At 65.6% G+C, this 13,029-nt stretch carries 13 protein-coding genes; 3 read left to right on the top strand and 10 right to left on the bottom strand.

Annotated features, from left to right (window positions below):
• Window positions 1-36 precede the first annotated feature (36 nt).
• The 9 genes from EJ067_RS27865 to EJ067_RS27825 all read right to left on the bottom strand — a co-directional run bounded on the left by EJ067_RS27865 (window position 37) and on the right by EJ067_RS27825 (window position 8,829).
• Window positions 37-1,104 (bottom strand): ABC transporter ATP-binding protein, encoded by a 1,068-nt coding sequence (locus EJ067_RS27865; protein ID WP_126088358.1) that lies wholly within the window; start codon window positions 1,102-1,104, stop codon window positions 37-39.
• Window positions 1,104-1,892, bottom strand: a complete 789-nt coding sequence (locus tag EJ067_RS27860; protein WP_126088357.1) for an ABC transporter permease — start codon at window positions 1,890-1,892, stop codon at window positions 1,104-1,106. Before EJ067_RS27860 ends, EJ067_RS27865 begins: the two co-directional genes overlap by 1 nt.
• Window positions 1,892-2,761, bottom strand: a complete 870-nt coding sequence (locus tag EJ067_RS27855) for an ABC transporter permease (RefSeq protein ID WP_126088356.1) — start codon at window positions 2,759-2,761, stop codon at window positions 1,892-1,894. Before EJ067_RS27855 ends, EJ067_RS27860 begins: the two co-directional genes overlap by 1 nt.
• A gap of 30 nt (window positions 2,762-2,791) precedes the next feature.
• The gene (locus EJ067_RS27850) at window positions 2,792-3,856 is read right to left on the bottom strand and encodes an ABC transporter substrate-binding protein (protein WP_126088355.1); all 1,065 of its coding nucleotides are present in this window, start codon (window positions 3,854-3,856) and stop codon (window positions 2,792-2,794) included.
• A gap of 40 nt (window positions 3,857-3,896) precedes the next feature.
• Entirely contained in the window at window positions 3,897-4,871 is a 975-nt protein-coding gene (locus EJ067_RS27845) for a PfkB family carbohydrate kinase (protein ID WP_126088354.1), read from the bottom strand.
• Window positions 4,871-5,899 carry an ADP-ribosylglycohydrolase family protein gene (locus EJ067_RS27840; protein ID WP_126088353.1) on the bottom strand — a complete coding sequence of 343 codons (1,029 nt, stop codon included), beginning with the start codon at window positions 5,897-5,899 and terminating at the stop codon, window positions 4,871-4,873. The genes EJ067_RS27845 and EJ067_RS27840 overlap by 1 nt, the downstream gene beginning before the upstream one ends.
• Before the next feature lie 2 nt (window positions 5,900-5,901).
• Window positions 5,902-6,627 carry a GntR family transcriptional regulator gene (locus EJ067_RS27835; protein WP_126088352.1) on the bottom strand — a complete coding sequence of 242 codons (726 nt, stop codon included), beginning with the start codon at window positions 6,625-6,627 and terminating at the stop codon, window positions 5,902-5,904.
• Between the two features lie 126 nt (window positions 6,628-6,753).
• Window positions 6,754-7,947, bottom strand: a complete 1,194-nt coding sequence (locus tag EJ067_RS27830) for an MFS transporter (protein ID WP_126088351.1) — start codon at window positions 7,945-7,947, stop codon at window positions 6,754-6,756.
• A 111-nt stretch (window positions 7,948-8,058) separates the two neighbouring features.
• Window positions 8,059-8,829, bottom strand: coding sequence for an IclR family transcriptional regulator C-terminal domain-containing protein (locus EJ067_RS27825; RefSeq protein ID WP_126088350.1), 771 nt, complete (start codon window positions 8,827-8,829; stop codon window positions 8,059-8,061).
• A 109-nt stretch (window positions 8,830-8,938) separates the two neighbouring features.
• Between EJ067_RS27825 and EJ067_RS27820 the strand changes: the two genes are divergently transcribed.
• From EJ067_RS27820 to pcaF, 3 genes are read left to right on the top strand one after another with little or no spacing between them, the layout of a single operon-like run.
• The gene (locus tag EJ067_RS27820; protein WP_126088349.1) at window positions 8,939-9,796 is read left to right on the top strand and encodes a CoA-transferase; all 858 of its coding nucleotides are present in this window, start codon (window positions 8,939-8,941) and stop codon (window positions 9,794-9,796) included.
• Window positions 9,793-10,596: a CoA-transferase subunit beta gene (locus tag EJ067_RS27815; protein ID WP_126088348.1), complete on the top strand. Its 804-nt coding sequence runs from the start codon at window positions 9,793-9,795 to the stop codon at window positions 10,594-10,596. The genes EJ067_RS27820 and EJ067_RS27815 overlap by 4 nt, the downstream gene beginning before the upstream one ends.
• Window positions 10,597-11,802: a 3-oxoadipyl-CoA thiolase gene (pcaF, locus tag EJ067_RS27810; protein ID WP_126088347.1), complete on the top strand. Its 1,206-nt coding sequence runs from the start codon at window positions 10,597-10,599 to the stop codon at window positions 11,800-11,802.
• A 13-nt stretch (window positions 11,803-11,815) separates the two neighbouring features.
• Here the strand turns inward: pcaF and pobA are convergent, their stop codons facing one another.
• The gene (gene pobA / locus EJ067_RS27805) at window positions 11,816-12,988 is read right to left on the bottom strand and encodes a 4-hydroxybenzoate 3-monooxygenase (protein WP_126088346.1); all 1,173 of its coding nucleotides are present in this window, start codon (window positions 12,986-12,988) and stop codon (window positions 11,816-11,818) included.
• Between the last annotated feature and the right edge of the window lie 41 nt (window positions 12,989-13,029).

Genomic DNA, 13,029 nt, shown 5'->3' with positions numbered 1-13,029 from the left:
CAAGGCCCGCGCCATCATTTCCCATCAGCAGTTACATCAGTTCGCCGCGATCAGCACCGTGCTTTCCGGCGACCAGCTGAGCACCACGGGCTCGCCCTCGGCCAGCCTGTCGGCGCCGGTGTTCTGGACGATGACCTTCAGCGTCTGACCGTCTCGCTCCACGAAATAGGTGCTGTTGTTGCCGGCGAAGATCCGTTTCGAGACCTGCCCTTCGAGCGTGTTGGCATTGCCGGTGTCGGGCTTTGCCAGGCCGGTCGAGATCTGGATGCGCTCCGGCCGCACGGCGCAGCTCGCCCTGGCGCCAGCTGGGACAGGCGCGCCGGAAGCGGCGGCGATGGCTGTGCCATCCGGCAACCTGATGCCATTGCCGGTGGCATCGCCGCGAAAGATGTTGGCGTCGCCGAGGAAGGTCGCGGCGAACTCGCTTTGCGGCCGGTCGTAGATCTCTTCCGGCGGCCCCTCCTGCACCAGCCTGCCATCGCGCAGGATGCCGATGCGGTCGCTCATCGTCAGCGCCTCTTCCTGGTCATGGGTGACGAAAATGGTGGTGATGCCGATCTCGCGCTGGATGCGCTTCAATTCGATCTGCATGTCGACGCGCAGCGCCTTGTCGAGCGCGCCGAGCGGCTCGTCGAGCAAGAGCACGCGCGGCTTGGTGACGATGGCACGGGCGAGCGCCACGCGTTGGCGCTGGCCGCCGGAAAGCTGATGCGGCCGGCGGGTGCCGAGCTTGCCGAGTTGCACGAGGTCGAGCGCGCGCTGCACTTCCGCTGCGATCGTCGCCTTCGCTTCGCCGCGCACCGACAGACCGAAAGCGACGTTGTCGGCGACGCTCATGTTGGGGAACAGCGCATAGTTCTGGAACACCATGCCGATGCGCCGCTTCTCGACTGGCACGCGCTCGACGCTTTCGCCGCCGATGGCGATGCGGCCGGAATCGGGAAAGTCGAAGCCGGCGATCTGCCTGAGCAGCGTGGTCTTGCCGCTGCCGGACGGCCCAAGCAGCGCATAGAAGCCGCCGTCCGCGAAATCGATCGAGACGTCGTCCAGCGCCTTGTGCGCACCAAAACTGCGGGAGACGTTCGCTACCTGGACGCCTGCCATCATTTCTCTCCGCCGAATTTGAAGAAACGCGCCGTAAGCAGCATCAGGGCCATCGACACCACGATGATGATCGTCGACACCGCGTTGATCTCGGGCGTGAATCCCTTGCGGATCGCGGCGTAGATTTCGACCGGCAAAGTCGTCTGGCCAGGCGTCGAGAGGAAATACGAAACCACGAACTGGTCGAACGACACGGCGAATGCGAACAGCCCGCCGGCAATAACGCCGGGCATGATCCAGGGCAGCGTGACACGGTTCGTCACCTGCCACTGGTTGGCGCCGAGCGAGCGCGCCGCCTCCTCCAGCTCCGGCGCGAAGGTCTGCAGCCGCGCGGACACGACGACGATCACGTAAGGCAGCGCCAGCGCGACATGGCCGAGCAGGATGGCGACGAGGCCGCGGCCGATGCCAATGCCGAAGAAGAAGATCAGCATCGCCGTGCCGGTGATCAGCCACGGTATGGCGATCGGCGGGAAGAGCAGCACCTGCAGGAATTTCTTGCCGCGGAACTCGTAGCGATAGAGCGCGAGCGACGCCATCGACCCCAGCACCGTCGAGATGATGGTGGTGATGACCGCGATCTCGATGCTGTTCCAGGTCGCCGCGATCAGCTGGTCGTTCTGCCAGAGCGATTGATACCAGTCCGTCGTCCACTCGAACGGCAGCTGGTAGAAGGGCGAGGCGTTGAACGACATCAGCGCCATGATGATGATCGGCAGATAGAGGAAGGCGAGCAGCAGCACGATGTAGAAGCGCCCGACCCATTCGAGGATGCGCGTCGTCGCCATCAGGCGGCCCTCCGCAGGACCGGCGCCGCGAGTGCCAGGATGATCAGCACGACAGCGAGCAGGATGAAGGACAGCGCCGCGCCCAGCGGCCAGTTGAAGACGGCGACGAACTGGTCCTCGATGATGGTTCCGTAGAAGGTGCCGGTGCGGCCGCCGAGGATGCGCGGCTCCATGAAGGAGCCGACGACCGGCACGAAGATCAGCGCCGCGCCCGCGATCAGGCCGGGCATCGACAGCGGGATGATCACCCGCTTGAGCACCTGCAGGCGCGAGGCGCCGAGCGAGCGGCCGGCCTCGATCAGCGAGTCGTCGATCGCCTGCAGCGTGAGGTAGCAGGTCAGCACCATGTAGGGCACATAGGAGTGCACCAGGCCGATGAGGACCGCCGGATAGGAATACATCAGGTCGATGTTGATCTTGAACGGCAGCACGGCGTTGAGCGCCGTGTCGAGGATGCCGCCCTCGCGCAGCACCATCGCCCAGGAGAAGATGCGCACCAGCCCATTCGACCAGAACGGCAGGATGACCAGCAGGAAGATCGCCTCGCGGCTGCGGCCTTTGAGCACCTTCGCCAGCACATAGGCCGCCGGATAGCCGATGACGACACACCACAGCGTGACCTCCAGGCCGAGGCGCAGCGAAGCCAGAAGAAGCGTCAGATAAAGGCTTTGCGAAAAGAAGGCCGCGTAGTTGCCGAGCGTGAACGACCATTCCTTCCCGGCCAGCGGCAGGTCGGTCATGAAGGAGAAGAAGACCATGGCCGACAGCGGCAGGAAGATCGCCACCGTCAGCCACAGATAGGCGGGAAGGAGAAGCGGTAGGGCCGGCTTGAGGCTGCGGCGCGAACCCATCGCAAGCTGGTCAGCCATTTTTTGCCTCTCCTCCCCGAAAGACGCCGGCTACTTCACGTTGACCTTCAGCTCCTGCCACAGCGCCAGGTATTTCTCGCGCTGCTCGTCGGTGATCGGCGCCTGGAACTGGATGCGCTTGGCGACCTCGGGGCTGCCCATGACCTTGCGGTTGAAGGCGTCCTCGGGCAGCGCCTCGACCGCCTTGGTGTTGGCCGACACCGGCGCGCCGACCTTGGTGACCCATTCGACGTAGAATTTCGGGTCGATCATGTAGTTGATGAAGGCCTCGGCGCCGGCGACGTTCTTGGAGCCGGCTGGGATCGAGAAGGCGTCGAGCCAGGCGACGGCGCCTTCCTGCGGGATGACCAGCGAGACCGGCAGCTTGAAATGCGTCTTGGCGCGGTCGGCCGAGCCGCTCCAGTAGGTGCCGATGTCGATCTGGTTGGAGGCGACCATCTGGTTCCAGTCGTTCTCCGAGCTCCAGAAGGTCTTGATCTGCGGCATCAGCGAGGTGAGCTTGGTCTTGACCGCGTCCATGTCCTTGATATCGTTGATGTTCTGGCCGCTGGCGATTGCCCCGAACTGCACCGCCTCGACGGCATCGTCGCGGATGATGACGCGGCCCTTATGCGCCGGATCCCACATCTCGTCGATGCTCGTCGGCGGCTTGTCGAAGGATTTTTCGTTGATGGCGACAGCGGTCAGGCCCCAGACCCACGGCACGCCATAGACCTTGCCGTCATGGTTGAGCATCGGCGAGCCGGCCTTGTCCTTGGCGATGTCGGCATAGTTGGAAAGCTTCGAGGCATCGATCGGCTGGATCAGCTTGCCGGCCATCGCCTGGTCGTTGAAGGCGGCATTGATCATCACGACGTCGTAAAGGCCGGGATTGGTCCTGAGCTTGGTCAGCATCTCCTGCTCGGAGTTGAAGAAGTCGTTGACGACCTTGAAGCCCGTCGCCTTCTCGAAATTGGCGACAGCCCAGGGTTCGTCGGCGCCATAGCCCTTCCAGTTGAGCACATGCACTTCTTCGGCGGCCCGAGCCGCAATCGTGAATGCTGAAACGACGACGGCGGTCGCCGTCAGAAAAGCGGTCAGTCTGGGCATGCGCATGGTTTCTTTCCTCTCATTGTTCGCCCGGTTTGCGAGCTTGTTAAGTCGTGGCCTCTTGCTCCTTGTCCTGCTCGGCCGCCGCTTGATCGCGCTGGGCAAGGAATTCCTGGATTTCGTTGCCGGTCGGCGCCGACGACCCGCCATGGCGGGTAACCGAAAGCGCCGCCGCCGCGTTGGCGTAGCAAGCAGCCCCGCAGGGCGACAGACCGCGCGACAAAGCGCTGACGAAGGCGCCGATATGGGTGTCGCCGGCGCCGTTGGTATCGACGGCGTGGACCGCGAAGCCGGGAATGGCGCGCGTGCCGCCGTCGGCCAGGCGAACCAGGCAACCATGCGCGCCGGCCCGGATGACGACACCTTTAGCTGCGGAGCAGTGCTCGGAGAGCAAGCGGATGGCGATGGTCTGGGCATCGCCGGCGCCGGCGATTTCGGCGGCCTCATCGGTGTTGCAGCTCAGCCATGTCGCGCGCGTGAGCACCCGATCCAGGATCGGCCGCGGAATCTCGGCGATGACCGGCGTCGGGTCGAAGACGAAAGGAATTTCCGCCGGCAGCTCCTCGATCCAGTCGGCGAGCGCATCGCGGCTGCCGGGATAGCTCAGCGTGTAGCCTGACGCGAAAACCCAGTCGCCGGGGCCGACTTTGACGGGAGCCATCATATCGGGCGTGAGCCGGCTTTCGGCTCCCGGCCAGGAGACGAAAGTCCGCTCGGCGTCGCCGCTGATCATGGCGACGCAATTGCCGCTGTCCATCAAGGGTGACGGCGGCGTCAGCGTCTCGATGCCTTCGGCTGCGAAAGCGGCGCGCAGGAAGTCGCCGTCAGGTCCCGTTCCCAACTGGCCACCGAACACCACCTTCATGCCGGTACGGCTCGCCGCGACCATCATGTTGAAGCCGCCGCCGGGAACGCGCGCGTAGCTCGACGCGGTCTTCTCGGTGCCGGGCGCCGGCAAGGCATCGACGTGATAGACGTAATCCACCACCGCGCTGCCGACATGAACGAGGCGCCCGCCCATCAGGCAACCTCCTTCCGGGAACCGCCCGCGACCCGCGCCGCGACGAGATCGCCGGCCAGCGTACGGACCTCGCCGAGGTCGATGCCCTTCAGGCTCGCGATCCGATCCTGCGGTAGCCGCGCCAGGCCGGCGCAGGCGCCCGCCATGCCGGCGGCGATGGCGCCGATCGTGTCGGTGTCGCCGCCGAGATTGGCGCTGATGACGGCCGCCCGCCACGCATCGCCTTGCGCCACCTCCAGCACGGCGAACGCCACCGGAACCGATTCCTGGCTCGCGACGCCGGTTCCGATCAGATCGACGATCAGCCCGATCGCATCTTTCTCCGACTTGCCGCGGACGAGTTCCTGCGCCCAGAGGATACGCCGGGCGATGTCGCCGCCGGTAACCCAATGGCCGAGCGCCGCACCAAGCTTTGCCGCCGCGACGGCATGGTCGGAAGCGGCGCGCCAGTCGCCGCCCGAAACACCGAGACTGACCGCGGCAGCGACCGCGGCGGCTGAGGCGATCGCAATCGACGTATTGTGCGTAGCCCGGCAGGTTTCCGCGACTTTCGCAACCAGCGCGTCGAGCGGCTCCGGCGGCATCAGGACGCCGACCGGCGCGATGCGCATCGCGGCGCCGTTGGTGTCGCCGCCGCGTCCAGCGTCTTCGGCCGGCACACCGTTGTTGATCGCGTCGATGGCGCGCTTGGTCGACGGTCCAAGCAGGTCGTAGCTGCCGCGCGCCTTTACGTCGCGCTCCCAGTCGAGCAGCGCGTTCACCCAGCGCGCGTGGTCGAAGCGCTCACCGGAGCTGACCAGGATGCGCCCAAGCAAGAGCGCCTGTTCGGTGTCGTCGGTGACGGCGCCGGCCGGCAGCCCTTTCGACACCGGATGGTCGGCGACAGGCGCCACGAAGCCCTCGACACGGCCGTAGAGCTCGGCGATGCGGGCGGGCGACAAAAGCTGCGTCGGCATGCCCAGCGCATCGCCAAGCGCGCCGCCGACGAGCGCGCCCATTGCCCGGTCCATCATATCGGCCGCGCCCATGCTCAAAATTCCAGATGCAGCGCGAAATGCGCCGGGTTGAGCAGGCTGGTGACGAATTCGATGGCGCGGCCGTCGGCGGCGCGCGTCAGGCGCCGCGTGCGCAGGAACGGCGTGCCCGGCGCGCAGTCGAGGATCGCGGCATCGGTGGCACTCAGCATCTCGATGTCGGCCCATTCCTCGCCATGATCGGGAACCAGCCCTGCCCCGCGCAGCGTCTGGTGCAGCGAGCCTTCTCGCAGGCCGCGCAGCGGCACATCTTCGAGCTCCGGCGACAGCGGCAGGCGGCTGCGCTCGATCGAGATGGCATGGCCGTCATCGGCATTGGTGCGGACGCGATCGACGGCGATGAAGGATGGGTTCTCGACACCGAGTTTGGCCGCGAGCGCGGCATCCTCGATGATCTCGAGCCGCAGCGTCCGGGTCTCGGCATTGGCGCCCGCATTGGCAAGCGCGCGCGACCAGCCGATCGCGTCATCGACCGGCATGCCGTCGAAGGTGACGAAGGAACCGATGCCGACCTTGGTGGTGATGAGCCCCCGACTGGAAAGCTCCTCCAGCCCTTTGCGGACCGTGTTGCGGCTGACCGAGAAGCGCTGCACGAGCTCGTTCTCGCTCTGCAGCCGGTCGCCGAAGCCGAGCACGCCGGAGCGGATCTCATGCTCCAGCACGGTCGCGATCTGCTCGGGCTTGCCCGTGCCGGGGGTGAGTTGCATCGCGCGACGAGCCATATCGATACCTGTTCATTGAACCTGTATAATCCTGTTCAATAGCGCACCTGAAAGGTGCGGTCAATCGCGGAAGCGTCTGCGGTGAAAAAGTCCGCGAGTGTTGCCAAACTTTGGGCCAGGGTCGCGTCAGCGCTCCTCCGGCGGCTTCAGCTGCCGGAACTGCATCAGCAGGAGGAGGTCGTAGACGATCTTCAATGCACCGCAGATGAGCAGTGGCCACGCCCGAAACGAGGCGGCGAAGAGAGCCCCCGCCAGGACAGGGCTTACCGAGGCGGCAAGACTGCGCGGAACCGACGTGAAGCTCGCGGCGGCCGCTCGCTCCGCCTCGGTAACGACGGCCATCACGTAAGACGAGCGCGTCGGCACATCCATCTGCGACAGCGCGGCCCGGATCAATAAGAAGCCAAGCACCAGGGGCAGCTTGGGCGCCAGCGCCGCCAGCATCAGGGCGATGCTGGACGGAATGTGCGTGAACACCATCGTGTTGACCAGACCGATACGTCGCGACAGCCGGGCGGCCACTGGAAACGAGAATGCCGACAGCACCCCCGACCAGAAGAAGAAGGCACCTGCGGCCGAAAGCGAAAGGTTGAATTGCTCGAACAGCCAAAGTGCAAGCAGCGATTGAACGACGAACCCCCCTGCAAAGGCATCGAGACTGAACAGGGCCGCGAGCTTGAACACAATATGGCGCGAAGGACCTAGCGCGGCGGCTTTCCCGGGGGCCGGCGGCGGACGGCGCGGGATCGACGCGTAAAGCGAGCCGCCCAGCAGACCGAGAAGCGAATAAAGGACGAACATGGCCTTGATGCCTGCAAGCCGGTCCAGGCCAACCGGGGCCAAATGGTCGGGCAGCGCGGAAGCCAGTCCACCCGCGGCGGCCGCGAGCGCGCCCGCGACACTGTAGCGAGCAAACATCCCGGTGCGCTCACGCTCGGTGACCTCGCGCGCAAGCACGGCATGCTCCAAAGGTACGAATACACTGACACTGCCGGCCGAAGGGTTGATCGTGCCGGCGAGCGCAACGACCAGAAGCAGCGCGTAGTCATCGATCACGGCGAAGGCCACGCCGGTGGCAATCATCAGGCCGGCGCCGGCCAGCAGGAGCTGGCGACGATCGTGCCGGGCGCCGAGAAGTCCGACACAGATTGTCAGCAGCGCTGAACCGAGCAGCGACGCTGTCGCGATGACGCCGACCTGCAGGGGAGTAAATCCAAGGGCGAGCAGGTAGACCGGCAACAGCACCGCGACGAAGCCGTCGCCGAAGTCCCGCAGGGCGCGGGCGCCAAAGAGATAAATCGCCGGATGAATCGGCTGCACCGGTCTGGTCTTTCTACAATCGTAGCCAGCAGCGACGTAGCTTCGCAGCCTGGCTCTTGGCTGGAGTGACGATATCATGCCGGGAGTGCAAGCCGACGAGATTGATCGTCGCTAAACGAAGAAGAATTCCTCGACGCGGCGCTTGGCGCTCAGCAGCGCCGGCAGGATCTCGCGCTCCATAGCTTCGACCGAGAAGCGGGCCGACTGGGTCGACACGTTGATGGCGGCAACGGTGCGGCCGGCGCGGTCGTTGATCGGCACAGCGATCGAGCGCAGGCCGGATTCCAACTCCTCGTCGACGATCGCGAAGCCATCCGCCTTAGCCTTCTCGATGGCCTTGCCCAGCGCGCCACGGCCGGTGATCGTCTTTGCCGTCCGCCGCTCGATCTTGGCTTCCACAAGGAAGGACTTCAGTTCGTCCGCCGCCAGGCCGGAGAGCAGCACGCGCCCCATCGAGGTGCAATAGGCCGGCAGCCTCGTGCCGACGTCGAGCGCAACGCTCAAGATCCGGCGGCCGGGAATGCGCGCGACATAGACGACGTCCTCACCCGACAGCACCGCCGCGTTGCAGGCCTCGTCGAACCGCCCCGCCACCTCGCGCATGATGGGCGTGGCAAAAGTCCACAGCGAAGCGCCGCCGAGCCATGTCCGGGCGACAGTCAGCAGGCGCGGCGAGAGCGAAAACAAGCGGCCCGATTGCGTCGCATAGCCGGTGGCGCTCAGCGTCAGCAGGAAGCGCCGGGCGCCGGCGCGGGTCAGGCCCGCCTCCTCTGCCATCTCGGTCAGCGTCATGCCGGCGGGATGGCGGGCGAGGATTTCCATCACCGCCAGCCCGCGTTCCAGCGAGCCGACATGGTCGCGCGATGTTGCTTCGTCTTCCAAGGGACGTACCAGGCTGGCGTTGACTCTGGGCAGGGCGCCACGATAAGAATATCACATATAAAACTTATGTTCGCAATGCGAACTTTTTCGCATCTCGGGAGCCGTCACGATGGTCAAGTTCCTGCCGCTGAAAGAGGCCGTCGCGGAGAATTTGCATGATGGCGATATCGTCGCCTTCGAAGGCTTCACCCATCTGATCCCGACCGCCGCCGCGCATGAGGCGATCCGCCAGGGCTTTCGCGACCTGACGCTGATCCGCATGACGCCCGACCTGGTTTACGACCAGATGATCGGCATGGGCATGGCGAAGAAGATCGTCTTCTCCTATGTCGGCAATCCCGGCGTCGGTCTGCTCAGGCGCGCCCGCGACGCCATCGAAAACGGCTTTCCGCGCGCGATCGAGGTCGAGGAGCACAGCCATGCCGGCATGGCCAACGCCTATGAGGCGGGCGCCGCCGGCCTGCCCTGCGCGGTGTTTCGCGGCTATCGCGGCGCGGGTCTTGCCGCAGTCAATCCGAACATCAAATCCGTCACCTGCCCGTTCACCGGCGAGGTGCTCGCCGCGGTTCCGGCGATCCGGCCCGATGTCACGTTCATCCACGCGCAGAAGGCCGACCGGAAGGGCAATGTGCTGGTCGAAGGCATCATCGGCATCCAGAAGGAAGCCGTGCTTTCGGCAAAACGCGCGGTGGTGACGGTCGAGGAAGTGGTCGACACTTTCGACGATGTCCACCCGAACCTTACCGTGTTGCCGAGCTGGACGATCGCCGCGATTGCTGTTGTGCCCGGCGGCTCGCATCCCTCCTACACGCATGGCTATTACGAGCGCGACAACGCCGCCTATCTCGAATGGGACGAGATCGCCGCCGATCGCGACCGTTTCCAGGCCTGGATGCAGAAGAACGTCCTCGAGGCCAAGGCAGGTGACTTTGCCGCCCGCGTCGGGCATCTGAGGAAGACCGCATGAGCGAAACCAGGGACTTGGGCTTCACCCCCAACGAGATGATGACGATCGCCGCCAGCCGCGCGCTGAAGAACGACGATGTCTGCTTCGTCGGCATCGGCGCGCCGTCGGCCGCCTGCAACGTCGCCCGGCTGACGCATGCGCCCGACATCACGCTGATCTACGAGAGCGGCACCATCGGCACCGCTCCGGACGTGCTGCCGTTGTCGATCGGCGACGGCGAATTATGCGAGACGGCGGTCACCACGGTCGCGGTGCCGGAGATGTTCCGTTACTGGCTGCAGGGCGGCCGCATCTCGATCGGTTTCCTCGGGGCCGCCCAGGTCGACAAGTTCGGCAACATCAACACCACGGTGATCGGCGACTATATGCATCCCAAGACCCGCCTGCCCGGCGGCGGCGGCGCGCCGGAGATCGCGACGTCGTCGAAGGAGATCTACATCACCATGGCGCAGTCGAAACGCGGCATGGTCGAAAAGATCGACTTCTTCACCTCCTTCGGCCACGGTGAAGGCGGCGACCACCGCAGGCGCCTCGGCATCGACACCGCCGGGCCGACCTTGCTGATCACCGATCTGGCGGTCTGGAAGCCGGACCCGGTGACCAAGGAATTCACCGTGGTGTCGCTGCATGCCGGCGTCACGCGCGAAGAGGTGCAGGCGACCTGTGGCTGGGTCGTAAGATTTGCCGAGGCGCTTGACGAGACGCCGGCGCCGACGGAACTCGAGCTGAAGACATTGCGCGACCTGCAGGCCCGCACCAAGGCGGCGCATGCGGGTACCGCCAAAGGGAAAGCTGCATAAATGACTGACGCCTTCATCTGCGATTACATCCGCACCCCGATCGGCCGCTTTGGCGGTTCGTTGTCCTCGGTGCGAACAGACGATCTCGGCGCCATCCCGTTGCGCGCGCTCGTGGAACGCAATCAGGGCGTCGACTGGGCCGCTGTCGACGATGTCGTCTATGGCTGCGCCAACCAGGCCGGCGAGGACAACCGCAACGTGGCGCGCATGGCGCTGCTGCTCGCAGGTCTCCCTCAGGACCTCCCCGGCTCGACCGTCAATCGTTTGTGCGGCTCCGGCATGGATGCCGTCACCATCGCCGCGCGCGCCATCAAGGCCGGCGAGGCCGAGCTGATGATTGCCGGCGGGGTGGAATCGATGAGCCGCGCGCCGTTCGTCATGCCGAAGGCCGATACGGCCTTCTCGCGCAATGCCGAGATCCACGACACCACCATCGGCTGGCGCTTCATCAACCCGCTGATGAAGAAGCAGTACGGCGTCGATTCCATGCCGGAGACGGGCGAGAACGTCGCCGAGGATTTTTCCGTCGGCAGAGCCGACCAGGACGCCTTTGCCGTGCGCAGCCAGGACAAGGCGGTCGCCGCGCAAGAGAGTGGCCGGCTGGCGAAAGAAATCACGCCAGTGACGATCCCGCAGAGGAAGGGCGATCCGGTCGTGGTAGCGAAGGACGAACATCCCCGCGCCGGCACGACCATCGAGGCGCTGGCCAAATTGCCAACGCCGTTTCGCCTGGGCGGCACGGTAACGGCAGGAAATGCCTCCGGCGTCAACGACGGCGCGGCCGCCCTCATCGTCGCTTCGGAAGCAGCGGCGAAGAAACATGGCTTGACGCCGATCGCGCGTATCCTTGGGGGTGCCGCCGCTGGCGTTGCCCCGCGCATCATGGGCATCGGCCCGGCGCCGGCCACGAAGAAGCTCTGCGCCCGCCTTGGTTTGTCGCCGGATCGGTTCGATGTCGTCGAGCTCAACGAAGCCTTTGCCTCCCAAGGCATCGCGGTGCTCCGCCAGCTCGGCATCGCCGAGGACGCAGCGCACGTCAATCCGAACGGCGGCGCCATCGCGCTCGGCCATCCGCTCGGCATGTCGGGCGCGCGCATCACCGGCACGGCGGCGCTGGAGCTGCGCGAGCGCGGCGGGCGTTATGCGCTTGCGACCATGTGCATCGGCGTCGGCCAGGGCATTGCGATCGCGCTGGAGCGGGTTTGACCGCTTCCACCAATCAATAGGGAAGGCCGACGTAGTTTTCGGCCAACGCCGTAGAAGCAGCCTTCGAATGCACGAGATAGTCGAGCTCGGCCTCCTGGATGCGCTGGCCGAACTCGCCTGTCTCGGGAAAGCGGTGCAGGATCGTCGTCATCCACCAGGAAAAGCGCACCGCTTTCCAGACACGCGCCAGCGCCCTGGCTGAATAGGCGTCGAGCCCGGCCTCCGATCGGTCGGAAAAGAATTCGCGAAGCCCGGCAAAGAGATAGCGCACGTCGCTGGCAGCGAGGTTGAGGCCCTTGGCGCCCGTCGGCGGCACGATATGAGCGGCATCGCCGACCAGGAACAGCCGGCCGAAGCGCATCGGCTCGGCGACGAAGGACCGCAGCGGCGCGATCGACCTTTCGAAGGACGGGCCGGTGGTGACGGCAGCAGCGGTCTGCGACGGCAGCCGGCGTCTGAGCTCGTCCCAAAAGCGATCGTCGGACCAGGCCTCGACGCGCTCATCGGCAGAGACCTGCACATAGTAGCGGCTGCGGCGCGGCGAGCGCATCGAGCACAGCGCAAAACCCCGCTCGTGATTGGCGTAGATCAGCTCATGGTCGGCCGGCGGCACCTCCGCCAGCACGCCCAGCCAGCCGAACGGATATTGCCGCTCGAACGTCTTCAGCGCGCCCTCCGGCACCGACCCGCGGCTGACGCCGTGATAGCCGTCGCAGCCGGCGATGAAGTCGCAGTCGACGCGATGCGTGACGCTGTTCTTGTCGTAAGTGACGAAAGGCGATGCGCCGGCAAAATCGTGCAGCGCGACACTGGCGGCCTCGTAGACGGTGACGAGCCCCGCCCCTTCGCGCTTGTCCATCAAATCATGCGTCACCTCGGTCTGGCCGTAGACGGTGACGTGCTTGCCGCCGGTCAGGCCAGTGAGGTCTATGCGGTGCATACGCCCATCGAAGGCAAGCGAGATGCCCGAATGCGGCAAACCTTCGGTATGGAGTCTGTCCGCGGCGCCTGCCTCGCCAAGCAGGTCGACCGTGCCCTGCTCGAGCACGCCGGCGCGCACCCGTCCGAGCACATGCTCGCGGCTCGACCGCTCGAGGATGATCGTCTCGACGCCGATGGTGGCGAGCAACTGGCCGAGCAGCAGGCCGGACGGTCCTGAGCCTACGATGACGACCTGCGAGCGCATCAAGTCCCTTCCCACATGTTCCAAAACCGCTGCGCACTTTT

This window comes from Mesorhizobium sp. M1D.F.Ca.ET.043.01.1.1 (assembly GCF_003952385.1).
In the GTDB taxonomy this organism is placed as follows: domain Bacteria; phylum Pseudomonadota; class Alphaproteobacteria; order Rhizobiales; family Rhizobiaceae; genus Mesorhizobium.
This window is presented reverse-complemented; position numbering and strand designations above follow the sequence as displayed.

Coding starts and splice junctions, on each gene's coding strand:
- EJ067_RS27855 (WP_126088356.1), bottom strand. CDS start 2,761: ATGGCTGACCAGCTTGCGATGGGTTCGCGCCGCAGCCTCAAGCCGGCC.
- EJ067_RS27845 (WP_126088354.1), bottom strand. CDS start 4,871: ATGGGCGGGCGCCTCGTTCATGTCGGCAGCGCGGTGGTGGATTACGTC.
- EJ067_RS27865 (WP_126088358.1), bottom strand. CDS start 1,104: ATGGCAGGCGTCCAGGTAGCGAACGTCTCCCGCAGTTTTGGTGCGCAC.
- EJ067_RS27815 (WP_126088348.1), top strand. CDS start 9,793: ATGAGCGAAACCAGGGACTTGGGCTTCACCCCCAACGAGATGATGACG.
- pcaF (WP_126088347.1), top strand. CDS start 10,597: ATGACTGACGCCTTCATCTGCGATTACATCCGCACCCCGATCGGCCGC.
- EJ067_RS27840 (WP_126088353.1), bottom strand. CDS start 5,899: ATGGGCGCGGCCGATATGATGGACCGGGCAATGGGCGCGCTCGTCGGC.
- EJ067_RS27850 (WP_126088355.1), bottom strand. CDS start 3,856: ATGCGCATGCCCAGACTGACCGCTTTTCTGACGGCGACCGCCGTCGTC.
- EJ067_RS27820 (WP_126088349.1), top strand. CDS start 8,939: ATGGTCAAGTTCCTGCCGCTGAAAGAGGCCGTCGCGGAGAATTTGCAT.
- EJ067_RS27860 (WP_126088357.1), bottom strand. CDS start 1,892: ATGGCGACGACGCGCATCCTCGAATGGGTCGGGCGCTTCTACATCGTG.
- pobA (WP_126088346.1), bottom strand. CDS start 12,988: ATGCGCTCGCAGGTCGTCATCGTAGGCTCAGGACCGTCCGGCCTGCTG.
- EJ067_RS27835 (WP_126088352.1), bottom strand. CDS start 6,627: ATGGCTCGTCGCGCGATGCAACTCACCCCCGGCACGGGCAAGCCCGAG.